The organism is Kribbella sp. NBC_01510 (assembly GCF_045040325.1).
GTDB lineage: Bacteria > Actinomycetota > Actinomycetes > Propionibacteriales > Kribbellaceae > Kribbella.
This window is the reverse complement of the sequence record NZ_CP109418.1, coordinates 1268652-1288720: the sequence shown is the minus strand read 5'-3', so window position 1 is coordinate 1288720 and position 20069 is coordinate 1268652. Positions and strand designations below refer to the sequence as shown.

Annotated in this window: 22 protein-coding genes and 3 tRNA genes; 15 read left to right on the top strand and 10 right to left on the bottom strand. The window is 68.8% G+C overall.

Annotated features, from left to right (window positions below; genetic code table 11):
- Positions 1-563: 563 nt before the first annotated feature.
- On the bottom strand, positions 564-1490 hold the full coding sequence (locus OG558_RS06335) for a M23 family metallopeptidase (protein WP_405069354.1): 927 nt from the start codon (positions 1488-1490) through the stop codon (positions 564-566).
- Positions 1491-1831: 341 nt separating this feature from the next.
- Between OG558_RS06335 and OG558_RS06330 the strand changes: the two genes are divergently transcribed.
- The 5 genes from OG558_RS06330 (at position 1832) to OG558_RS06310 (ending at position 6056) form a co-directional block, all read left to right on the top strand.
- Positions 1832-1906 carry a putative leader peptide gene (locus tag OG558_RS06330; RefSeq protein WP_405072118.1) on the top strand — a complete coding sequence of 25 codons (75 nt, stop codon included), beginning with the start codon at positions 1832-1834 and terminating at the stop codon, positions 1904-1906.
- 89 nt (positions 1907-1995) lie between these two features.
- Positions 1996-3951: an FAD/NAD(P)-binding protein gene (locus tag OG558_RS06325; RefSeq protein WP_405069353.1), complete on the top strand. Its 1956-nt coding sequence runs from the start codon at positions 1996-1998 to the stop codon at positions 3949-3951.
- Positions 3941-5047 carry an LLM class flavin-dependent oxidoreductase gene (locus tag OG558_RS06320; protein ID WP_405069352.1) on the top strand — a complete coding sequence of 369 codons (1107 nt, stop codon included), beginning with the start codon at positions 3941-3943 and terminating at the stop codon, positions 5045-5047. The genes OG558_RS06325 and OG558_RS06320 overlap by 11 nt, the downstream gene beginning before the upstream one ends.
- Positions 5044-5823: a DUF1684 domain-containing protein gene (locus OG558_RS06315; RefSeq protein ID WP_405069351.1), complete on the top strand. Its 780-nt coding sequence runs from the start codon at positions 5044-5046 to the stop codon at positions 5821-5823. The genes OG558_RS06320 and OG558_RS06315 overlap by 4 nt, the downstream gene beginning before the upstream one ends.
- Positions 5820-6056 carry a hypothetical protein gene (locus tag OG558_RS06310; protein WP_405069350.1) on the top strand — a complete coding sequence of 79 codons (237 nt, stop codon included), beginning with the start codon at positions 5820-5822 and terminating at the stop codon, positions 6054-6056. The genes OG558_RS06315 and OG558_RS06310 overlap by 4 nt, the downstream gene beginning before the upstream one ends.
- On the opposite strand, the gene OG558_RS06305 is transcribed toward OG558_RS06310, so the two are convergent.
- Positions 6053-6685, bottom strand: a complete 633-nt coding sequence (locus tag OG558_RS06305) for a DUF899 family protein (RefSeq protein ID WP_405069349.1) — start codon at positions 6683-6685, stop codon at positions 6053-6055. The genes OG558_RS06310 and OG558_RS06305 overlap by 4 nt on opposite strands.
- Before the next feature lie 129 nt (positions 6686-6814).
- Between OG558_RS06305 and OG558_RS06300 the strand changes: the two genes are divergently transcribed.
- The 4 genes from OG558_RS06300 to rpmG all read left to right on the top strand — a co-directional run bounded on the left by OG558_RS06300 (position 6815) and on the right by rpmG (position 8314).
- Positions 6815-7759: an NAD-dependent epimerase/dehydratase family protein gene (locus OG558_RS06300; RefSeq protein ID WP_405069348.1), complete on the top strand. Its 945-nt coding sequence runs from the start codon at positions 6815-6817 to the stop codon at positions 7757-7759.
- Between the two features lie 124 nt (positions 7760-7883).
- Positions 7884-7956, top strand: a tRNA-Thr gene (locus tag OG558_RS06295).
- 50 nt (positions 7957-8006) lie between these two features.
- Positions 8007-8080, top strand: a tRNA-Met gene (locus tag OG558_RS06290).
- A 66-nt stretch (positions 8081-8146) separates the two neighbouring features.
- Positions 8147-8314, top strand: coding sequence for a 50S ribosomal protein L33 (rpmG, locus tag OG558_RS06285; RefSeq protein WP_325036947.1), 168 nt, complete (start codon positions 8147-8149; stop codon positions 8312-8314).
- Between the two features lie 79 nt (positions 8315-8393).
- On the opposite strand, the gene OG558_RS06280 is transcribed toward rpmG, so the two are convergent.
- Positions 8394-9140, bottom strand: a complete 747-nt coding sequence (locus OG558_RS06280; RefSeq protein ID WP_405069347.1) for a hypothetical protein — start codon at positions 9138-9140, stop codon at positions 8394-8396.
- Between the two features lie 80 nt (positions 9141-9220).
- Here OG558_RS06280 and OG558_RS06275 point away from each other — a divergent pair, with 80 nt between their 5' ends.
- Genes OG558_RS06275 through OG558_RS06265 form a run of 3 tightly spaced genes read left to right on the top strand, consistent with a single transcriptional unit; the run spans position 9221 to position 11063 of the window.
- The gene (locus OG558_RS06275) at positions 9221-9643 is read left to right on the top strand and encodes a MaoC family dehydratase N-terminal domain-containing protein (protein ID WP_328526068.1); all 423 of its coding nucleotides are present in this window, start codon (positions 9221-9223) and stop codon (positions 9641-9643) included.
- The gene (locus OG558_RS06270; protein ID WP_329482191.1) at positions 9640-10041 is read left to right on the top strand and encodes a MaoC family dehydratase; all 402 of its coding nucleotides are present in this window, start codon (positions 9640-9642) and stop codon (positions 10039-10041) included. Before OG558_RS06275 ends, OG558_RS06270 begins: the two co-directional genes overlap by 4 nt.
- On the top strand, positions 10038-11063 hold the full coding sequence (locus tag OG558_RS06265) for a UDP-N-acetylmuramate dehydrogenase (protein ID WP_405069346.1): 1026 nt from the start codon (positions 10038-10040) through the stop codon (positions 11061-11063). The genes OG558_RS06270 and OG558_RS06265 overlap by 4 nt, the downstream gene beginning before the upstream one ends.
- Positions 11064-11207: 144 nt before the next feature.
- Here OG558_RS06265 and OG558_RS06260 read toward each other — a convergent pair whose 3' ends face one another.
- Genes OG558_RS06260 through OG558_RS06250 form a run of 3 tightly spaced genes read right to left on the bottom strand, consistent with a single transcriptional unit; the run spans position 11208 to position 14053 of the window.
- A complete protein-coding gene (locus tag OG558_RS06260; RefSeq protein WP_405069345.1) occupies positions 11208-11855 on the bottom strand; it encodes a hypothetical protein in 648 nt (215 codons plus the stop codon).
- A gap of 13 nt (positions 11856-11868) precedes the next feature.
- Positions 11869-12498, bottom strand: coding sequence for a 2'-5' RNA ligase family protein (locus OG558_RS06255; RefSeq protein WP_405069344.1), 630 nt, complete (start codon positions 12496-12498; stop codon positions 11869-11871).
- 13 nt (positions 12499-12511) lie between these two features.
- Complete coding sequence (locus tag OG558_RS06250; protein WP_405069343.1) at positions 12512-14053, bottom strand: hypothetical protein; 1542 nt, start codon at positions 14051-14053, stop codon at positions 12512-12514.
- Between the two features lie 254 nt (positions 14054-14307).
- Here OG558_RS06250 and OG558_RS06245 point away from each other — a divergent pair, with 254 nt between their 5' ends.
- Positions 14308-14811 (top strand): hypothetical protein, encoded by a 504-nt coding sequence (locus OG558_RS06245; protein WP_405069342.1) that lies wholly within the window; start codon positions 14308-14310, stop codon positions 14809-14811.
- A 22-nt stretch (positions 14812-14833) separates the two neighbouring features.
- Here OG558_RS06245 and OG558_RS06240 read toward each other — a convergent pair whose 3' ends face one another.
- The 4 genes from OG558_RS06240 to OG558_RS06225 all read right to left on the bottom strand — a co-directional run bounded on the left by OG558_RS06240 (position 14834) and on the right by OG558_RS06225 (position 19124).
- A complete protein-coding gene (locus OG558_RS06240; RefSeq protein WP_405069341.1) occupies positions 14834-16204 on the bottom strand; it encodes a TrpB-like pyridoxal phosphate-dependent enzyme in 1371 nt (456 codons plus the stop codon).
- Between the two features lie 63 nt (positions 16205-16267).
- Positions 16268-16849, bottom strand: coding sequence for a histidine phosphatase family protein (locus tag OG558_RS06235; protein ID WP_405069340.1), 582 nt, complete (start codon positions 16847-16849; stop codon positions 16268-16270).
- Complete coding sequence (locus OG558_RS06230; RefSeq protein WP_405069339.1) at positions 16850-17887, bottom strand: adenosine deaminase; 1038 nt, start codon at positions 17885-17887, stop codon at positions 16850-16852. It lies immediately after the preceding gene.
- A 43-nt stretch (positions 17888-17930) separates the two neighbouring features.
- Positions 17931-19124 carry a pyridoxal phosphate-dependent aminotransferase gene (locus tag OG558_RS06225; RefSeq protein ID WP_405069338.1) on the bottom strand — a complete coding sequence of 398 codons (1194 nt, stop codon included), beginning with the start codon at positions 19122-19124 and terminating at the stop codon, positions 17931-17933.
- A 372-nt stretch (positions 19125-19496) separates the two neighbouring features.
- On the opposite strand from OG558_RS06225, the gene OG558_RS06220 reads away from it, so the two are divergent.
- Positions 19497-19569, top strand: a tRNA-Trp gene (locus tag OG558_RS06220).
- A gap of 56 nt (positions 19570-19625) precedes the next feature.
- Positions 19626-19868 carry a preprotein translocase subunit SecE gene (secE, locus tag OG558_RS06215; RefSeq protein ID WP_130384685.1) on the top strand — a complete coding sequence of 81 codons (243 nt, stop codon included), beginning with the start codon at positions 19626-19628 and terminating at the stop codon, positions 19866-19868.
- Positions 19869-20069 lie beyond the last annotated feature (201 nt).

The window sequence follows — 20069 nt, the reverse complement described above, 5'->3', positions numbered from 1 at the left end:
GATTCCGCTCCGCCCCAGCCCACCGTGCAACTTCGGGGGGTATCCCCTGAAGTTGCTCCTTCTCCCCCTTGATATGAGGAGAGAAGGGGTAGTCGGGGGGATATCCGGTGCTCTGGTCGGTTCCGTGGGTGTTGGGCGCCGTCGACCGGATCGCCAGGCCATCACAACGAGGCGAGGACGAAGGCCGCCCGCGGACGATCGCGGCGTCTCGGTGATTGTGATGGCCTGGAAGTCCGCCACAGCCCGCCCGGCGGCGGTGGCGGGTTGGGCGATGCCGCGCCGCTGACCGGACCTGCACCACTCACCAAGCAGCGCGATGCCAGAGAGGTCTCCTCCCCTCGCACACACCAGCAGAGAACCCACAACAGCAGCGGATAACCCATGACACGGACGCCATCGCCGGGTGCCGGACCGGTCGGCATCCACGGATCCAAGCCCAATGCGGGTGACGGGACTGAGCTGGCTGAGGGGAGGGGAGCAGGTCGTGCTGAAAGGCGCCGCGCATCATCCGTGGCTGGATGAGCGCGACGCCTTCGTGACAGCGGTGAGCGGGTTCCTCGGAACTACGGGTTGAGGCCGTGCTCGCGGAGCCAGGGCTCCGGGTCGATCGGAGCGCCGCCGCCCGGGAGGACCTCGAGGTGGACGTGCGGGCCGGTGGTGTTGCCGGTCATGCCGATCGCGCCGACCTTGGTACCGGCCTGGACGTGCTGACCGACCGAGACGTCGAACTCGGACATGTGGCTGTACGACGTGACCGTGCCGTCGGCGTGCCGGACCTTCACCTGGCGACCGTAGGCGCCTTCCCAGTCGGCCTGGATGACCACGCCGGCCATCACCGAGCGCACCGGAGTACCCATCGGAGCCGCGAAGTCGAGACCCGTGTGGTTGTGCGCCCAGCGGCCGCCGGCCTGGTTGAAGCGGGCGGTCAGGTGGTAGCCGGTGGTCGGGAGGACGACCTTCGGCGCGGCTGCGGCCGCAGCCGCGGCGGCCTTGGCCTTGGCGATCGCGGCGGCCTTCGCCGCGGCGATGGCCCGTGCCTTGGTGGCGGCCTTCTTGGCGTTGGCCGCCTTGGCCGCGGCCAAGGCGAGGGACCGGCGCTGCGTCAGCGTCGCCGTCGCGGCCAGCTTGGCGGCGCGCTGCTTGGCGAGCTGGTCGGCCTGAGCCTTGCGAGTCGAGGACAGGTCGAGCCGGGAAGCGTCCCGGGAGTTGAGGTCGCGTCGGTCGATCCGGGCCGCGGTCAGATCGCCGGCCTGTGAGGGGTTCAGGCCGGTGGTCGTGGTGGCGGACGGTCCGCTCGCGGAGGAACTGAGGCCGACGGCGGTGGTGCCGGCCGCGGCAGCGAGTGCGGCGGTCAGGCCGATCAGCTGGGTACGGCGTTTGCGGCTTAGTCGGCTTAGTCGGGAGGAACGATGCTTGGCCGCCCGACGCGGTGCATCCGGACGACGCGGTGCCGGCCGTTCTGCTCCGGGCACGTCGAGGTGAGAGGGCACGAGAAACCTTCCAGGGAGGGGCAGCCGTCGCTGGGAGGGGGTGCGACAGCCTCATCGACCATAACGAGGCGGTCGGAGGCCCTCAAACGCAGACCGCCAACAGATGAACGAAATCGCACACACACCGTGAAGGTTTCCTACCGCCGCGTACGCGCTCAGGCGTGAACCCGACAGCCGGGTAATTGAAAGCGGGCGTGATGCGGATCACGCGGCTGACGCCGCCGAGCCGCCCCTTCGGACCTGTATAAGCCGTCCACATAATGAGAGCTTTGTCGACCAAGTTACTAATCTTTCAACGCCATCACATACTGGGATGACACGAGCGACGAGAGGAGACGGAGATGACGCGCGAACTGCCGTACTACCGCCTCCACGTCGACCTCCTCCGCGTCTCCAGCGCCCTCTGTCAGCGCTGACCTGAGCTCATCTCGCGCACCTTTTCACGGCGTCCTTCCGGACGCCCGCCCCGCCATGCCCGCGATCCTGCCCAGCGCCAGGAGTCCCCATGCCCGCAAGCCCTTACCCGCTACGCCCCACCCCACCATTCATGACCGGCACGACGCTCCGCGTCCACCCCGAGTGGAACGACGCGGCGTCCGTTGTGTTCGTGGGTGGTGGGCCGCGGACTGTCGGGTTGTTGGAGCGGTTTGCGGCGAGTGCGGAGGAGTTGCTGGGCGGGCGGCCGGTGGAGGTTCATGTGGTGGATCCGTATCCGGCGGGTGGGGGGCGGATCTGGCGGCGGCAGCAGTCACGGTTGTTGTGGATGAACTCGATGACGTCGGACGTGACGATCTTCACCGACGAGTCGGTGGAGTGTGAGGGGCCGATCACGCCCGGCCCTGATCTGGCGACCTGGGTGGCCGGGGAAGGGGCCGTGATTCTGGAGAAGGCAGGGCTCGACCTGCCGGGGCCGATGGACTTTCCGCCGCGGCTGGTGCAGGCGGAGTACCTGGCCTGGGTCTGGGAGCGGGTCGTGCGAGACCTGCCGGCGACGGTCACCACGCATCTGGAGCGGGCGGTCGCGCTGACCACCGACCATCGAGTGATTCTTGCCTCGGGCAAGGAGATTCGCGCCGACGTCGTGGTGCTGGCGCTCGGCTACCTCGATCGGTTGCCGACAGCATCGGAAGCGGCCTGGGCCGCGCAGGCGGCGGACGCTGGTCTGACCTACATTCCACCCGGCTATACCGCGGACGTCGACCTCGATGAGTTGTGGCCGGCCGAGAATGTCATCGTCCGTGGGTTCGGCCAGGCCTTCATCGACCTGATGGTCCTGCTGACGGAGGGTCGCGGCGGCTGGTACGACGAGTGCGACGGCGTGCTCACCTATCACCCGTCCGGTGACGAGCCCGTCCTGTACGTCGGCTCCCGCCGAGGCGTTCCGTATCACGCGAAACTCGGCTACACGGTCGCCGGAACCAAGCCGGTGCCGACCCGCTATCTCACCAAGGCGGCGCTGGCCGAGTTCGGTGACGGCGTGCTCGACTTCCAGAGCCAGATCGCTCCGCTCATCGACAAGGAACTGGCCTTCGCCCACTGCCAGCAACTGTTCACCGCCCACCCGGAGCGGACCAGGTGGCCATGGGAACGGTTCGCCGAGGCCCTCGACAGTTGGCGACCAGGCGGCCCCGCATCCGACGACGCATTCGGGGTGGCTGTGTGCGCCGCCGTACCGGATCCTGCGGATCGGTTTGTTCGATCTGAGGTGGATCGGCCGCTGGGTGGGCGGTTCTTCGGGGACCGGGAGCGGTTCGAGCGGTTTCTCACCGGGCTGATCGAGACGGATCTGCTGCGCCGGGCGGATCCGGCGTACTCGGTCGATCTGGCGGTGTTCAACGCGTTGCTGAGCATCTACAGCGTGCTGTCGCAGGCGATCACCGAAGGCCGGTTGTCCGACGAGGATCGGGTCCGGCGGGTGGAGACGGAGTGGCACGGGTTCTTCTCGTTCGTGGCGAGTGGTCCGCCCCCGCGCCGGCTCGAGGAGTTGCTCGCGTTGCATCGCGCGGGGATCGTCCGTTTCGCCGGGCCTGACCTGGAAGTTGACATCGACAACGATCACTTCGTTGCCCGCAGCACCGGGGTGGCCGGCGAGATCCGGGCCCGCGCGTTCGTCGAGGCTCGGCTGCCGCGTCCCGACGTCCTCGCCACCACCGATCCGCTGCTGCGGGGGCTGCTGGAGTCCGGCGTACTCGCGGCCGACGAACTGTTCGCCGCGGACGGGACCAGCCTCGGCGGCGGTCAGCTCAAGGCGGACTCGCACTGCCGGGCGATCCAGGCTGACGGCGCCGTCCACCCGGCCCTGTTCCTGCTTGGGCCTTCTGTCTCCGGCTCGGCCGGATCGTCCGGCTTCTCCCGGCCGCACTTCAACGGTCCCGGCTTCCGCCAGAACGACGCGGTCGCCCGGCACCTGCTCAGCCTGCTCGCACCGACCGTACGGAAGGAAGAACGTCATGCCAGTTGAGTTCCTGGGGATGGGCGGGACCAACCCGGCCAGCGAGGTGACGCCGCGAACCGGTGGCCCGCTGGACCTGGAGTACACCGCCAAGCTCGCCCGCGCGCACGAAGACAACGGGTGGGACCGGATCCTGTTCGCCTACCACTCGGGATCACCCGATCCGGCTCAGGTCGCGGCGTACGTCGCCGGCCGGACCGAGCGCATCAACCTGGTGGTCGCGCACCGGCCGAACGTCGCCTACCCGACGCTGACCGCGAGGACGTTTGCGACCCTCGACCACATCAGCGGCGGCCGGTTCGAGGTGCACGTGATCACTGGCGGGTCGACCGCGGACCAGGCCGCGGAGGGTGACTTCCTGGCCAAGGACGACCGGTACGGGCGCACCCGCGAGTTCATCCAGATCCTCAAGCGGGCGTGGACGTCGGACGAACGCTTCGACTTCCATGGCGAGCACTATCGGTTCGACCAGTTCGTGGCCGACGTCAAGCCGCTGCAGCAGCCGCGGCCGCGGATCTCGTTCGGTGGCTCGTCGGCCGCGGCGTACGCGGTCGGAGCCGCTGAGGCAGACATCTTCGCGCTGTGGGGCGAACCGCTGGCGGGAACCCGCGAGCAGTTGTCGACAATCGACAAGGCGGCTGCCGACGCCGGACGAGCGGATCGGCCGACGATCCAGATCGCGTTCCGCCCGATCCTCGCGCCGACCGAGGAGCTGGCGTGGGAGAAGGCCGAGAGCATCCTCGGCCGGATCAAGGACGTGCAGGCGGGCGGCGCCCCGTCCCGCCTTCGCTCGAAGAATCCTGAGAATGCGGGATCGCAGCGGTTGCTCAAGGCCGTCGCGGAAGGCGAGCGGCACGACCGCGCACTCTGGACCGCACCGACCGGCCTGACCGGTGGCGGCGGGAACTCGACCGCCCTGGTCGGTACGCCGGACACCGTCGCGGCCGCCCTGCTCGACTACTACGATCTCGGCATCCGGATCTTCTCCGCCCGCGGCTACGACATCTACGACGACGCGATCGATTTCGGCCGCTACGTGATCCCGCTGGTCCGCTCCGAAGTCGCCCACCGAGAGCAGAACAACCGGAAGGACGTCGCCTCATGACCGTCGTCTCTGATCTTGAGCAGGACTGGCAGACCTGGCACGCGGCCCGCGAACAGGATCTGGACACGGACTACGGCTGGCTGTCCATTGCCGCCTTCGATTGGTTGCCCTCGGCACCGACCGCCCTGCCCGGATTGCCCGGCAGGTGGTGGGCTGACGCCGAACGGGCGCATGTGCGGGCCGAAGGTGAGCTGACGCTCGGCGGTGAGCCGGTGCACGGTGAGACCGCGGCCAGTGTCGCGGAGGCCGGCTCACTGAGCTGGCTGCTGTACGGCGACCGCCTCGCCGAGCTCGTACTGCGTGGCGGACGGTACGCCGTTCGCCAACGCGACCCACGGACGGCGACCAGGCGGGACTTCACCGGCGTACCGACGTACCCGGTAGACCCGGACTGGATAGTGCGTGGGTACTACACGCCCTATGCGACGCCACAGAAGGTAGAGGTCTCCACAGCGCGCGACGACCTGCGTCAGCACGTCACTGCGGTCGGGACTGTGCACGTGGCGCTCGGCGGGTCGGCGTACGAGCTGGTGGCGACGGCGGCCGGTAGTGGACGGCTCGCGCTGTCCTTCCACGACAAGACGAACGGCGAGGAGACGGCTCCTTGGCGCACTGTGACCACGGGGATCGTGGAGCGCGACCAATCGGTGCTGATCGACTTCAACCGGACCATCAACCTGCCGTTCGCGTTCACGGCGTACGGCACCTGCCCGGCCCCGGTCGCGGGCAACCGGCTCGGCCTGCCGGTGACTGCCGGCGAGAAGAAGGTCCGGTGAAGTTCTGTACGTACACGCTGATCGACAACTCGCCGGATCCGATCAGCGGGGTGCAGCAGCAGGTGATCGACAAGTTCGGCCGGTACCAGGCCGCGTTCGGGCACGAGCTGTCCGGCATCTCCCTGGAGGTGGCCGGGCTCCCGGAAGACGAGAACCGGGCCTCGGTGGAGGCCTTCGTCGCGGAGGTGATGCCGGTACTGCGCTCGTCGTACCCCGGCCGTGTTTGGGCTTAGCCGTACGTCGGGTATTGCGGCCAGCCCTCCGGTGAGTCCTCCCACGCCTCCTGCCGGCCGTACGGCGCCAGGTCCAGCATGTTGTTGACGAACAGGATGCGGTCGACGCCGCGCTGGCCGGTGGAGTAGGTGCGGTAGACGTCGTCGCCGTCGCGGAGGAACAGGTTGAGGAGGAAGCCGCCGCCGGCTCCACAGTCGGCGGAGAACGTCGTACCGGCCGAGGAGGCGAACGGCACCGTCCACTCCTTCTGCTTCCAGTAGCCGGCCATCTGGTCGAGCGGCATGTCCGACACGGTCGCCCAGGCGACGCCGTTCCGGGCCAGTCCGTCGAGGTCGGTGACCTGCTTGGTGAAGTGCGTGCAGCCGGGGCAGAAGTGGTCCGGGCCGTTGTGCATGAACTGGTAGAGCGCGAGCTGCTGGTGCTCTCCGAACAGGTCGCGCAGCGTCACCGGCCCATCCGTCGACGCGAACGTGTACTCACCGAACCGCACCATCGGCAGCCGTCGCCGTTGCGCCGCGATCCGGTCCTGCGCCCGGGTGGCCTCCTTCTCGGCGGTGAGCAGCTCCGCCCGGGCCTTCTCCCACTCCTCGGCCGACACGACCGGAGGCAGTGCCTTGTTGTCAGTCATGGTTCGTCCTCTCGTCTGGTCCTGACCGTATGACGAAGCCGGGGGCCGAGTTTCGACATCGACCGTCACACGTCTGCTGACCGCAGACGGTGCTTCACCGCCGCGATGCCGACGGGTAGGACTGGGTGCATGCGGATTGCGATCTTGGGCGGCACTCGGTTCATCGGTCGGGCAGTGCTGGAACGGCTGGCGGGGGAGGGACATGAGTTGCTGGTGATGCACCGCGGGGAACACGAGCCGGCCGGGCTGGTGGACGTCGAGCACGCGCACGTCGACCGGAGCGACGGCACGGCGTTGGCAGCGGCGCTGAAGCCGTTCGATCCCGAGGCGCTCGTCGACATCTCCGGGATGAACGCGGCGGCGGCCGACGCGGCTCTGGAGGCAGTGGGTTCGTCGGTGAAGCTGGTGGCGATCTCCAGCTGTGACGTCTACCGCGCGTACGACGGCCTGCACTCGGAGCGGACCACGGACGCCGTGCCGCTGACGGAGGAGTCGCCGTTGCGGACACGGCGCTTCGTCGACGGGCCGAAGTACGAGAACCTGGAGATGGAGGAGCGGTATCTGCCGCGTGGGGCGACGGTGCTGCGGCTGGGGGCGGTGTACGGCGAGCACGACTATCAGCAGCGGTTCGAGTTCGTCCTGCGCCGCGTGCGGGCCGGGCGGTCGCGGATCCCGATCGGGTCGGGGCAGTTCTTGTTCAGCCGCGTGTACGTCGGGGATGTCGCCGCGGCGGTGTCGTTGGCGCTGTCCGGGGATCATCGCGGGGAGGCGTTCAACGTGGTGGAGCCGTCGACGGCGCCGTACCGGTTGCTCGCCGAGCAGATCCTGGCGGCGGCGGATGCTTCGGACGTGGAGCTGGTGAAGGTCCGGGACGACCTGCTGCCGGCGGATCTGTCGCTCACCGGGGCACTCAGCCAGGACCTCCTGCTGGACTCGTCGAAGGCTCGTGCCGTGCTCGGCTGGTCGCCGGTCGATCCGGTGGAGACCCTGCGCACGTCGGTCCGGTGGTACCTGGACAACCCGCCGGCCGATGCGTCCGGCGACTTCTCCGCGGATGACGCCGTACTGGCGTGAAAATTGGTCAGAAGCACTCTCTGGAACCCGGTATGCTTTCCGGGACGGACTGAGGGGCCCGCAAGGTGCGCCCGGCTCGATTTCACATCGGGGCGGCGGACCGTGTAATCTCTCTCCTCGGCCCGCCCCTTTAGCTCAGTCGGCAGAGCGTCTCCATGGTAAGGAGAAGGTCTACGGTTCGATTCCGTAAAGGGGCTCTGAGCACGCCATCTCACCCGGTCCGCCGGGTGGGGTGACGGACTCTCCCGGCGGGGTAGCTCAGGTGGTTAGAGCACACGGCTCATAATCGTGGTGTCGCGGGTTCGACTCCCGCCCCCGCTACCTATCAACGCAGTACCTGAGAGTGCGATCACCCAAGTTGCGCACTCCTGACAAGAAGAGGCAGCAGTGGCCAAGTCAACCGACATCCGCCCGAAGATCACGCTGGCGTGCACCGTCTGCAAGGAGCGCAACTACATCACCAAGAAGAACCGGCGTAACGACCCGGATCGTCTTGAGCTGAAGAAGTACTGCGCGCGCTGCAACGACCACACCGACCACCGCGAGACCCGCTGACCTTCAGCACTTTCGCGAGGGCCGCTTCGGTTTGACCGAAGCGGCCCTTTCGCTGTGCCCGACGAGCACTGTGCGTGTCTCAGACCGTGAGGATCGGGCGGCCGCCTTTGTACGCGGTGAGACGCTCGTCACGCGGCGTCAGGCAGCAGGATCCGCAGAGCGTGCCGGTGCCGACCTCGCTCGTGTAGTAGAGGCAGCAGGTGTTCCGCAGGTAGACGAGCTTCCCGGCCGCGATCTCCACGTCACCAAGCCGTGCCAGATCGCCCGGGGCCTTGGCTACGAAGGTCCGCCAACGCTCCAGCAGGTACGCCGGCTCGACCGTCACCTCCTCGCGGGTCGCAGCGCAGAACCCCATCGCGCACCCAGCCGCCACGCCACCGTGCAACTGGCGCAGACCGGCTCGGGTCCGGCGGCGCAGTTCGGCGGACAGAGGTAATAGGTGCTGCCGGAGGACGACGTCGTACAGGGTCTCCAGACCGCCCGGGAGGATGCTCGCGGAGCGTACGGCGACGGCAGCCACTCCGTGCCCGTCGTGGGGGCGCACCCAGAGGTTGTGCGGGCGGATGTCGAGGACATGACCCTCCAGCGCCCACAAGAGCAGCGCGGTCGCGGGGGCGCGACCGGCGTAGAAGGACATCAGACTCAGCGCGTTGGCGTGGTCCGTCCGGTGGCCGCTGGCGTCGTGGTCGCGCTTGAGGAGCTCTGTCAGCTCGGGACTGTCCGGCTCCAGGATCCGGTCCACGCGCAGCCACTCGGAGCCCGTCGGTTCGCCGATCTCCAGTTTGTACCGAGGCGCGTACCTGGCCAGCGCCGTCACTGCCGTCACGTTCAACCTTCCCCAGTCGGGTCTCCCGGTGAGTGGGTGGCGGCACTCGGGGTCTCAGTGTGCCAGTAGGCTCTTCCGATATGACGATCGACGCCACGATGGTCGGCCGGAGCTACACGGCCGCCGAGTCCTACCAGGTCGGCCGGGAGAAGATCCGGGAGTTCGCGGACGCGATCGGCGACCCGAACCCGGCGTACCGGGGCGATGACGCGATCGCGCCGCCCACCTTCGCGTTCATGCTCGGGAGCCGCGCCCTGGAGCAGCTGCTGACCGACGAGGAGCTCGGCCTGCGGCTGGACCGGATCGTGCACGGCGCGCAGAAGTTCACCTACACCCGCCCAATCAAGGCCGGCGACGACATCGCCGCGACCGCCACCATCACCACCGTGCGCAAGGCCGGTGACGTCGAGGTGATCATGTACGAGACCGCCCTGACCACGGTCGACGGCGAACCGATCGCCACCTCGACCTCCACGATCTCCCACAACCGGGCGGACGCATGATCGAGGTAGGCACCGAGCTCCCGCCGCTGACCGTCACCCTCCGCCGCGAGGACCTGGTCCGGTACGCCGGAGCCAGCGGGGACTTCAATCCGATCCACTGGAGCGACCGGATGGCCGCCGCACTCGGGCTGCCCGGTGTGATCGCGCACGGCATGCTCACGATGGCGTCCGCGGCCCGCGTGGTCACCGACTGGCTGGACGACCCGGCCGACCTGGTGGAGTACGGCGTACGGTTCACCAAGCCGGTCGTCGTACCGGACGACGACAAGGGTGCGAGCGTGACGTTCTCGGCCAAGGTCGACAAGGTCACCGACGGGCTGGCCGAGATCGACATCACCGCGATCGCCGGCGAGGAGAAGGTGCTCGGCCGGGCCAGGGCGGTCGTGCGCGTCTCGTGAGAACGCAGGTACCCCTGGCCGAATTCACCACCCTGCGGATCGGCGGGCCGGCCGACAAACTCCTCGAGGTCAGCACCGAGGACGACCTGATCACCGCCGTCCGCGACGCCGACGCCGCCGGGGAACCGGTGCTGCTGCTGTCCGGCGGCAGCAACGTGGTGATCGGCGACGACGGATTCCGCGGCACCGTGATCAAGATCGCGACTTCCGGTATCCGGGTCGATGCGGATGCGTGCTCCGGGGCGATGGTCCACATTCAGGCCGGTGAGGACTGGGACGCGGTGGTCCAGCGCGCGATCGCCGAGGAGTGGAGCGGTCTCGAGTCGATGTCCGGGATCCCCGGCCTCACCGGTTCCACCCCGGTCCAGAACGTCGGCGCCTACGGCCACGAGGTCGCGGAGACGATCGCGTCGGTCCGGGTATGGGACCGGGTCGACAACCAGGTCCGCACGGTCTTCGCCGCCGACTGTGGATTCAGCTACCGGAACTCCCGCTTCAAGGCCGACCCGTCGCGGTACGTCGTACTCGAGGTCGCCTTCCAGTTGAAGCTCGGCGACCTGTCCGCCCCGGTCGGGTACGCCGAACTCGCGCGAGTGCTCGATGTCGAACCAGGGTCGCGAGCGCCGATGGCCGACGTACGCGAAGCCGTCCTCGGCCTGCGCCGCAGCAAGGGCATGGTGCTGGACCCGGCCGACCACGACACCTGGAGCGCCGGCTCCTTCTTCACCAACCCCATCCTCGACACCCCCGCCGAGGTCCCCGCCGGCGCGCCCCAATGGCCCCAGCCCGACGGCCGCGTCAAAACCAGCGCCGCGTGGCTGATCGAACACGCCGGCGTTTCCAAGGGCTTCACCATCGGCAACGCCGCCGTCTCTACCAAACACACCCTCGCCCTCACCAACCGCGGCACCGCCACCGCCAAAGAACTCCTCTCGCTGGCCGCCCACGTCCGCACCCAGGTCCAGCAAGCCTTCAACATCACCCTGGTCAACGAACCAGTCCTGGTGAACTGCACCCTCTGACGTACCGAAGGACGGGTAGTGGTCCCCGTCCGGCGGTTCGTCACGCGGGGGCCAAGCCTGCTCCGACGCGTCGAGCGGGGACTACTACCCGTCCTTCGGCCCGCAGCCCTGAAAAGGCCGGCGGAATGTCGGGCGCGGCGGCGGTCAATAGCGCCACTCCAGTTCGTGGTCTTGCATCCAGGCGAGGAGTGGGGCTGCGGTGGTGGTCGGGGCGGCTCCGGTGAGGAGGTCGGTGAGGACTTGGGTGGGCGCTGCCAGGCGAAGGCCGGTGGGGGTCTTGCGGGGGCGCGAGTAGACGACGTCGGTTGACGGAGTCGCGAGTACGACGTTGCCGGTGGCGCTGGGGATGAGGTTCCAGGCTTCGGCGGCGGCGTGGGCGTCGGAGGTGTAGACGCTCAGGGGGTTGCCGGGAGTTGTTCCGGCCCAGTGGTGCGCTGCGAGGGTGCCGGTGACGACGTACGGCACGGTGGTGGTCGGGATCCGGTCGATTAGGGCGCTCAGGCCTCCGACAGATTGCCAGTGGGTGACGGTGTTCTTCTGGTCGAAGCGGAAGTCCTGGCTCCAGCGACGGAGGAGAGCAGTCCAGTCGGGTACGGCGACGATCGCGCCGGCGGTTCGCGTCACCAGGTCCTCGTGTTCGAGGCAGGTGACGACGCGGTGGATCGTGGGTGCGGGGACCCGGCTGAGGGCGACCAGGTCGTGGGTGGTCCAGACGCTGCGGAAGTCGAGCAGCGCCCGGATCACGCCGGCGGCCGAGCCGTCGGTCAGGGCCGTAGAGGTCTTGTCTGTCACGGACATCTCCTGGTCAGAGCTGACTGGGGACGCCCAGGCGCACTGCGGCGTAGGTCGTCCACTCGTAGCAGTGGTGGTCTCGGTTGAGGTTGATCAAGCTGGCGTGAGTGACGTGTGTCTTGGCGATCTCGCCTCCCAAGGCGGCCACACGTTTCTTCAGTGGCTCGGTGTCGGCGGCCTGGTTCCAGTAGCCGAGGGAGATGTGTGGTTCGAGCTCGGGCAGCGCAGGGACTGTGTCGGGGCCCCAGACGTCGGTGATCGCCGCCCGGAGCTGGGCGCGGAGCCAGCGGAGCCGGTCGACGGACTGGGCCGGGAGCTGAAGGCTCTCCACATCGACGATCGCCGGCCCGATGCGGATCTCGAACGGGGGGATGAGTACGAGCCTGCGCTGGGCGGCGTCCACGATCGGGTCGAGGTCCTCCTGCGTGACCTTGTCGGCGAACCCGACGCCCTGCATGGTCAGATGCAGCCATTGCACCGGGACACGAGTGAGACCGGGAAGCGATCTGATCACTGGCTGGTAGGCCGCGTGCAGATCGCTGAGGATCGGATCGTTCTCGAAGGTGATGTGCCAGGTATAGAAGGAGCGCCCGGCTCGCCAGCCCGGCCGCCAATACCAATGATCGCGAACTCGGTCGACCATGCGACCGCTCCTCTCAGCTATGCGGCACCGCACGAGCCCGCTGAACATCGGGCTGCTGCGGTTCAGGTCGGTGGTCATCGGATCCGCGCGGATCGGAAGCCTGCACATCCGCCGGATGCACGTCCGCCGGGTGTGCGTCCGTCCATTGGGCGCCGGGTTGTTGGGGTTTGGGTGGCTCGAGCGGCTTCGGGTCCTTGGCGGCGGTTGGTGCTTCGGGGCGCTCCGACCCCGGCTTGCGGCGGCGGGTGCGGGTTGGGCGGGCGGGGAGGTCGGGGTGCTGGGTGAAGTCGCGGATTTGTTCGCGGAGTTGGCGGGCCTGCGGGGTCCGGGCGTACGGCGCTGTGAGGGCCGCGACCTCGCTGATGCGATGGATCAAGGGGCGGACCCGGTATTCGAGGGGTGTGCTGAGGACCGGCTCGAGGGTCTCGATGGCGCCGTCGAGTTGGCCGAGGGCGAGGCGCGCCTTGGCCTGTTGCAGGCGGACCATCCGTTCGGAGCCGAAGTTCCGGACTAGGTGTGGGGCTGCTTCGAACATGGCGACGGCGCGGTCCGCGTGACCGAGGGTGTGGCGGGCTTCTCCCAGCGCGAGGTAGGCGTCTGACCAGATGCCTTCGGCGCGTTCCGGCGTACAGATGAACAGGCCGGGTGGTTCGGAGTCGGCTGGTGTGGCGGGCATTCGTTTGGCCTGGCCGAGCGCGTCGCGGGCGTCGTCTGCCCGTCCGCAGCGGGCGAGATCGACCGCGGCTGCGCTGGCCAGGAACAGGGCCGACGTGCCGGCGGCATACCGCAGGCCGTCCTGTGCGTACGCCGCGGCGCCGGCGAAGTCGTCCTGCCAGAAGGCAGCGGTGTGCTGGGTGGCGCGGATCCAGGCGCGCAGTACGTCGTGATCCGCGGCCTCGGCGCAGGCCCACGCCGTCCGGGTGTGGCGCTCGGCGACGTCCGGGCGGCCGAGGTCGACGGACATCCAGGCCAGCAGGGTGATCGCCCATCCGGCGGCCGAGTAGAGGTCGCGGGACTGCTTGGGCGATTGTCTGCCGGCCAGGAGCCGGAATGCACGGTCGCGGACGCTGCGGCTGCGGACGAACAGCGGCCGGGTCGGTGCGCGGAGGTAATTCTGGGCGATGCCGAGGATGTCGGCGTGCAGCTGCTCGACGGTGAGGTCGCCGACATTGGACTGCTCCGCGAACGTGAGGAACGAGATCGACTCGTCACCGGCGTCGCTCACGTCGTCCTCGAGCCCGACGGTCGACGGCAGCGTCAGCTCCGGCTCGGTCACCACCACTCCAGGCGGCGGACTGAAGCCGAGCTCGTTGTCTGAAGCAACGTTCAGGACATAGCGCAGCCCGGAGCGGTACGCCGCGCCCGGCCAGCGAACGGCGCCGCGTTCCAGCTTGGCGATGTAGTGACCGTCCAGCTCGTACCTGACTTCGGTGGTGTCCCACAACCAGGCACAAACCGTCTCGGCGAGCTCCGCCCGGGACATGTGTGCACCCGGCGCGCGGCGCGACGGCGTGTGCTCCCGCGCGGTGCGCAACAACTCGTTGGCCTCTGACATGGCGGTAACTGTAGGTGTGCGCACACCCTCTGCGACCACGAAAATCGCCGCTGTGGACGAGCTGCCCCACGATGCCCCGGAATGCCCCGGGTTGCCCCGGATTTCCCACGGTGTAAGGGCTTTCAGGGCATCGGTCAGGGGGCGTGGGCGCCGTCCCGTCAGCCACCGGGTGGCTGCGGTGCTCTAGCTGAGCGTGATCGGCCGGGGCAGGTCGGGGCAGATGGGGGCAGGCCCGGTCAGATTAGAGTGGCCGCGTGCCCGAGGAAGCCGTGACCACACTGCGCGCCGAGTTGGACCGCTTCGAGCGGGCCGAAGAGGGATTCGCCTTGCTGGAGGTGTTTCTCGAGGTGGCGCGGCCGCGGTTGGGGGCTGTGGTGCTGGATCCGGTGGGCTTGCGGTTGCCGGACGAGATGACGGACGACCGGGCTCTCGTCCAGGAGCTGATCGCGGGAATCGAGGGTGAGCCGCGGGCGAGCGGCCGGGTGGTCGAGCGTGGCTTCGACATGGAGGATGCGCAGGCGCGATGGGACTACGTGCGGCTGGCGTACAGCTCCAACCAGGCGACGGTGTGGAGTGCACGCCACCGCACGACGTACTTCGAGGTCGTTGGGCAGCACAGAGCGACGTACTGGTTGCCGGACAGTCTGAAGGCCGAGTACTTCCAGGCGCTGACTGCTCGGGGGTGGGGCGTTCCGGATGACTGGCTGGCGGCGGTGGCCAAGCGGCCCAAGCCGTGGTGGAAGCGCGGCGGGCGATAGGTAGTGGAAGCGGTCGCCCCTTCTAACTGAGGACGGGGAGGCGGGACAGGGCCTGGGCTACGGAGGACTGGATGTCGGCGTCGTCCCAGGAGCGGTCGGTCATCGCACCGGTGAGGTAGGCGTCGTATGCGGCCAGGTCCAGGTGGCCGTGGCCGCAGAGGGCGGTGAGAATGACCTTCTCCTCGCCGGACTCCTTGCAGCGTTGGGCTTCCTCGATCGCGGCGGCGAGGGCGTGCGTCGGCTCGGGCGCCGGGACGATGCCCTCGGTGCGGGCGAACTGCACGCCGGCCGCGAAGCACTCGGACTGTGGCTTGGCGATCGCCTCGATCTCACCGGTCTCGTAGAGGTGGCTGATCAGCGGGCTCATGCCGTGGTAGCGCAGGCCGCCGGCGTGGATCGGGTCGGGAACGAAGTCGTGGCCGAGGGTGTGCATCTTCATCAGCGGCGTCATCCCGATCGTGTCGCCGAAGTCGTATGCGTACGTCCCCTGGGTCAGTGATGGGCACGCGGCCGGCTCGACCGCCCGGATGACCGGGGACATCCGGCCCGCCCACCGCTCCCGCAGGAACGGGAACGCGAGACCGCCGAAGTTCGACCCGCCGCCGGTGCAGCCGACCAGCAGGTCCGGCGTCTCGCCGACCATGGCGAGCTGGATCAGCGCTTCCTCACCGATGATCGTCTGGTGCAGCAGCACGTGGTTGAGCACCGAGCCGAGCGCGTAGTGCACCTCGGGATCCTGGACGGCGGCCTCGACCGCCTCGCTGATCGCGATCCCCAGTGAGCCGGGGGAGTCCGGGTCCCCGGCCAGGATCTTCCGTCCGGCCTCGGTCAGGTCCGATGGGCTCGGGTGCACGGTCGCGCCGAAGACCTGCATCATCGTCCGGCGGTACGGCTTCTGGTCGTACGACGCTCGCACCTGCCACACCTCGCACTCCAGCCCGTACTGCGCGCAGGCGAACGCCAGTGCGGTCCCCCACTGCCCGGCGCCGGTCTCGGTGGTGAGCTTCCGGACACCGGACTTCGCGTTGTAGTAGGCCTGCGGTACGGCGGTGTTCGGCTTGTGCGAGCCCGCGGGCGAGACGCCTTCGTACTTGTAGTAGATCCGCGCCGGCGTATCGAGTGCCTTCTCCAGTCGGTGCGCCCGGTAGAGCGGACTGGGCCGCCACAGCCGGTACACGTCGAGCACGTCGCCCGGGATGTCGATGTATTGCTCCTGCGAGACCTCCTGCAGGATCAGATCCATTGGGAACAGCGGAGCCAGATCCTCCGGACCGATCGGTTGCCCCGTCCCCGGATGCAGCACCGGCGGCGGAGGCGTCGGCAGATCGTGCAGCACGTTGTACCAACGGGTCGGCAGTTCGTCCTCTGGCAGCAGGATCTTGGTCGGCGTCATGCCTGAAAACTACGGCGCGCTCCGGTGCCCGGACAATGCCCTGCCTCGGAACCGAGCCGGCACTTATTCTGCCGCGGTCAGCGCATCGAGTTCGCCGTCGGAGCGCACCCGGTAGATCAGATCGGACGACTGCCGGAGCTGCAACGAGTCCGCTACGCCCAGTTGCCTCAACAGCATCCGTCCGATCATCTCGTGCGAGACCAGCAGCGGCCGTCGCGCGCCGCTTCGAGCCACCTCCGCCAGCGCCCGCCCGGCCCGGACGTCGGCGTCCGCGTAACTTTCGCCGTCGGGAAAGCGGAAGGCGTACTTGTCCTGCTCCCGGGCTGCCCGCTGACCGGGCCAGCCTGCGTCGATCTCGGCGGAGGTAAGCCCGGACCAGGCACCGTGTGCGATCTCGGCCAGCTCGTCGAGCACCTGGATCGGCAGACCGAGCGTCTCCCCGACGATCTCCGCCGTACGGCGGGCACGGCCGAGTGGACTGGTGATGATTGCGTCGATCTGGTGACCGCTGAGCAGGTCTGCGTTGCGGTGGGCTTGGCGCAGGCCGTGAGACGTCAGTGGTGAGTCAAGGCGGCCCTGGCGGCGCCCTGCGACGTTCCACTCCGTCTGGCCGTGGCGGGCCAGGTAGACGGCTTCGAAGTGCACCTAGTACGCCGGAACTGCGGCAGGGGCACCGAGCCAGTGGTCGATCTCGGTCAGGAGGGACTTCTGGACTTCGGGCGGGGCAGTGGAGGCCAGGACCGAGCCGCGGGCGAGGTCGGCGAGCTCTTGGTCGGTGAAGTTGTGGACTGTGCGGGCGGTTTCGTACTGCTCGGCGAGGCGGGAGCCGAAGAGCAGGGGGTCGTCGGCGCCCAGGGCGATGCGGGCGCCGGCCTCGTAGAGCTGGCGGAGCGGGACGTCCTCCGCGCGGTGGTAGACGCCGAGCGAGACGTTGGAGGCCGGGCAGACTTCCAGGGCGACCTGGGCGTCGACGACTCGCTTCAGCAGGTCGCGGTCCTCGATCGAGCGGACGCCGTGGCCGATGCGGCCGGCTCCCAGCTCGTCCAGGCAGGTGCGGACCGTGGCCGGCCCACACAGCTCACCACCGTGCGGTGCGGCGAGCAGTCCGGCATTCCGGGCGATCCGGAAGGCCGGGGCGAACTCGGAGGTCGTCCCGCGGCGCTCGTCGTTCGACAGACCGAACCCGACCACACCACGGCCGACGTACTGCGCCGCGAGCCGCGCCAGCGTCCGGGCGTCGAGGGGGTGCCGGGTGCGGTTGGCCGCGATGATCACCTGTACGGCGATGCCCGTCGAGGCGGATGCCTCCCGGGCGGCGTCCAGCACGAGGTCGGTGAACGGCGTGATCCCGTGGAAGCGGTTCGCATACCCGGACGGGTCGACCTGGATCTCCAGCCAGCGGGAGCCGTCGGCCCGGTCGTCCTCGGCCGCTTCGCGGACCAGGCGCCGTACGTCGTCCTCCGTGCGGAGCACCGAGCGCGCGATGTCGTACAACCGCTGGAACCGGAACCAACCGCGCTCGTCGGCGGCCGACAGCTCCGGCGGCCAGTCGGTGCGCAGCGCGTCAGGCAGCCGGACTCCGTGCTTGTCCGCCAGCTCGACCAGGGTCAGGTGCCGCATCGACCCGGAGAAGTGCAGATGCAGGTGTGTCTTCGGCAGCACCCGCAGATCCCGCTGCGTCATTACCGAAGGTTACCGATCCCGTACCGTCCCGGAGAAATCCGGGTCAGCTCAGCAGCTTGGCGATCCGGCCGACACCCTCGGCCAGGTCGGCGTCGCCGAGCGCGTAGGACAGGCGAAGGTAGCCGGGCGCGCCGAACGCCTCGCCGGGGACCACCGCGACCTCGGCCTCGTCCAGGATGATCTCGGCCAGCTCCGCCGAGGTCGACGGCGTCCGTCCGTTGATCTCCTTGCCGAGGACGCCCTTGACCGACGGGTAGGCGTAGAACGCGCCGGTCGGCTCGGGGCACTCGACGCCCGGGATCTCGTTCAGCAGCGTGACCATGGTCTGCCGCCGCCGGTCGAAGGCCTTCTTCATCTCCTCGACCGCCGACAGGTCGCCGGAGACCGCGGCGATCGCGGCCCGCTGGGCGACGTTGCAGACGTTCGAGGTCTGGTGCGACTGCAGGTTCGTCGCGGCCTTGATCACGTCCAACGGGGCGATCATCCAGCCGACCCGCCAGCCGGTCATCGCGTACGTCTTGGCGACACCGTTCAGTACGACGGTCTTGTCGGCCAGCTCCGGCACCGCGACCGGGATCGAGGTCGACGTCGCGCCGCCGTACGTCAGGTGCTCGTAGATCTCGTCGGTGATCACCCAGAGGTCGTGCTCGAGCGCCCAGCGGCCGATCGCCTCGATCGCCTCCGGGCTGTCGACCGCGCCGGTCGGGTTGGACGGCGAGCAGACCAGCAGGGCCTTGGTCTTCTCGGTCCGGGCCGCCTCCAGTTGCTCGACCGTGACGCAGTAGTTCTGCGACTCGTCGGCGAGCACCTCGACCGGAACCCCGCCGGCCAGCCGGATGGTCTCCGGGTACGTCGTCCAGTACGGCGCCGGCAGCAGCACCTCGTCGCCGGGGTCGAGCAGGGTCGCGAACGTGTTGTAGACCGCGTGCTTGCCGCCGTTCGTGACCAGGACCTGGGCGGCCTCGATCTCGTAGCCGGAGTCGCGCTTGGTCTTCTCGACGATCGCTTGCTTGAGCTCCGGCAGGCCACCGGCCGGGCTGTAGCGGTGGTTCTTCGGATCCCGGGCCGCCGCCACGGCCGCCTCGACGATGTAGTCCGGCGTCGGGAAGTCCGGCTCGCCGGCCCCGAACCCGATCACCGGGCGACCGGCCGCCTTGAGCGCCTTCGCCTTGGCGTCGACCGCCAGCGTCGCCGATTCACTGATGGCGCCGATCCGCGCCGAGATCCTGGAACCCATGTGCCCATCCTGGCACTGCCTCACGGCGGCGCCTCCGCGGGGCCGGACCGCCAGGCCATCGCAATCGCGCGATCCGGCCGGCTCCAGGCGGGAGCGTCGGCGAGGGGGCGAATTGAGATGGCCTGGCGGTCCGGCGTACGTCTTACCGGAGGGACTGTGGTCCCGGGAACACGCAGGGGGTGTGGTCCGTTGGGACCGAGTGGAGGCTGTATGGTTCTGGTCGCGGTACGGCGCCCGGTGGGGGGTCGTTCGGGTGGAGCCTCAGTTCGACCAGGTGGCTCGGACCCCGTACACTCTTCTAGTCCGGGCGTTGGTGGCCCTGATCCGGCATGCCCGAGATCAGGTCCCGCGCGGCGTCCGGAGGGATTGCAGAGGGCACTAGCTCAACTGGCAGAGCATCGGTCTCCAAAACCGAAGGTTGGGGGTTCAAGTCCCTCGTGCCCTGCAAATCCTGACCGGCGCAGGGCCGGTCAGGCCGCCGCTAGCGAAAGAGGTCAGGTCGTGACGGAGACGCGCACCCCGGCACCGTCCGGCGCCGGCAAGCCTGCGGAAGGCAAGCAGGGCAGGGGCCTGCTCCGCTTCTACCGCCAGGTGGTCGCCGAGCTCCGCAAGGTCGTCTGGCCGACTCGCAAGCAGCTGTCCACCTACTTCGTGGTCGTCCTGACCTTCGTGGTGTTCGTCATCGCGATCGTCTCGGTTCTCGACCTCGCCTTCGGCTGGGCGATGTTCAAGATCTTCGGCTGAGGCCGCCGAGCCCACGAACGCCCTAGGTCCCGGGCCCCGGCCCGACCCGAAGCCAGACAAGACCCGATGCAGAGATGACGGAGTACAACGTGTCCGAGCGCGACGACGAGATCCTCGACCATGAGGACGAGTTCGACGTATCCGCTGACTCCGACGACGAAATCGACCTGGACCTCGATCTCGACCTGGACGACACCGACG

Excerpts from the sequence above, each read along its gene's own strand:
- OG558_RS06300 (WP_405069348.1), top strand. The coding sequence starts at position 6,815 with ATGCGGATTGCGATCTTGGGCGGCACTCGGTTCATCGGTCGGGCAGTG.
- OG558_RS06255 (WP_405069344.1), bottom strand. The coding sequence starts at position 12,498 with ATGGTCGACCGAGTTCGCGATCATTGGTATTGGCGGCCGGGCTGGCGA.
- OG558_RS06225 (WP_405069338.1), bottom strand. The coding sequence starts at position 19,124 with ATGGGTTCCAGGATCTCGGCGCGGATCGGCGCCATCAGTGAATCGGCG.
- OG558_RS06230 (WP_405069339.1), bottom strand. The coding sequence starts at position 17,887 with ATGACGCAGCGGGATCTGCGGGTGCTGCCGAAGACACACCTGCATCTG.
- OG558_RS06240 (WP_405069341.1), bottom strand. The coding sequence starts at position 16,204 with ATGACGCCGACCAAGATCCTGCTGCCAGAGGACGAACTGCCGACCCGT.
- OG558_RS06325 (WP_405069353.1), top strand. The coding sequence starts at position 1,996 with ATGCCCGCAAGCCCTTACCCGCTACGCCCCACCCCACCATTCATGACC.
- OG558_RS06320 (WP_405069352.1), top strand. The coding sequence starts at position 3,941 with ATGCCAGTTGAGTTCCTGGGGATGGGCGGGACCAACCCGGCCAGCGAG.
- OG558_RS06270 (WP_329482191.1), top strand. The coding sequence starts at position 9,640 with ATGATCGAGGTAGGCACCGAGCTCCCGCCGCTGACCGTCACCCTCCGC.
- OG558_RS06305 (WP_405069349.1), bottom strand. The coding sequence starts at position 6,685 with ATGACTGACAACAAGGCACTGCCTCCGGTCGTGTCGGCCGAGGAGTGG.
- OG558_RS06275 (WP_328526068.1), top strand. The coding sequence starts at position 9,221 with ATGACGATCGACGCCACGATGGTCGGCCGGAGCTACACGGCCGCCGAG.
- OG558_RS06315 (WP_405069351.1), top strand. The coding sequence starts at position 5,044 with ATGACCGTCGTCTCTGATCTTGAGCAGGACTGGCAGACCTGGCACGCG.
- OG558_RS06250 (WP_405069343.1), bottom strand. The coding sequence starts at position 14,053 with ATGTCAGAGGCCAACGAGTTGTTGCGCACCGCGCGGGAGCACACGCCG.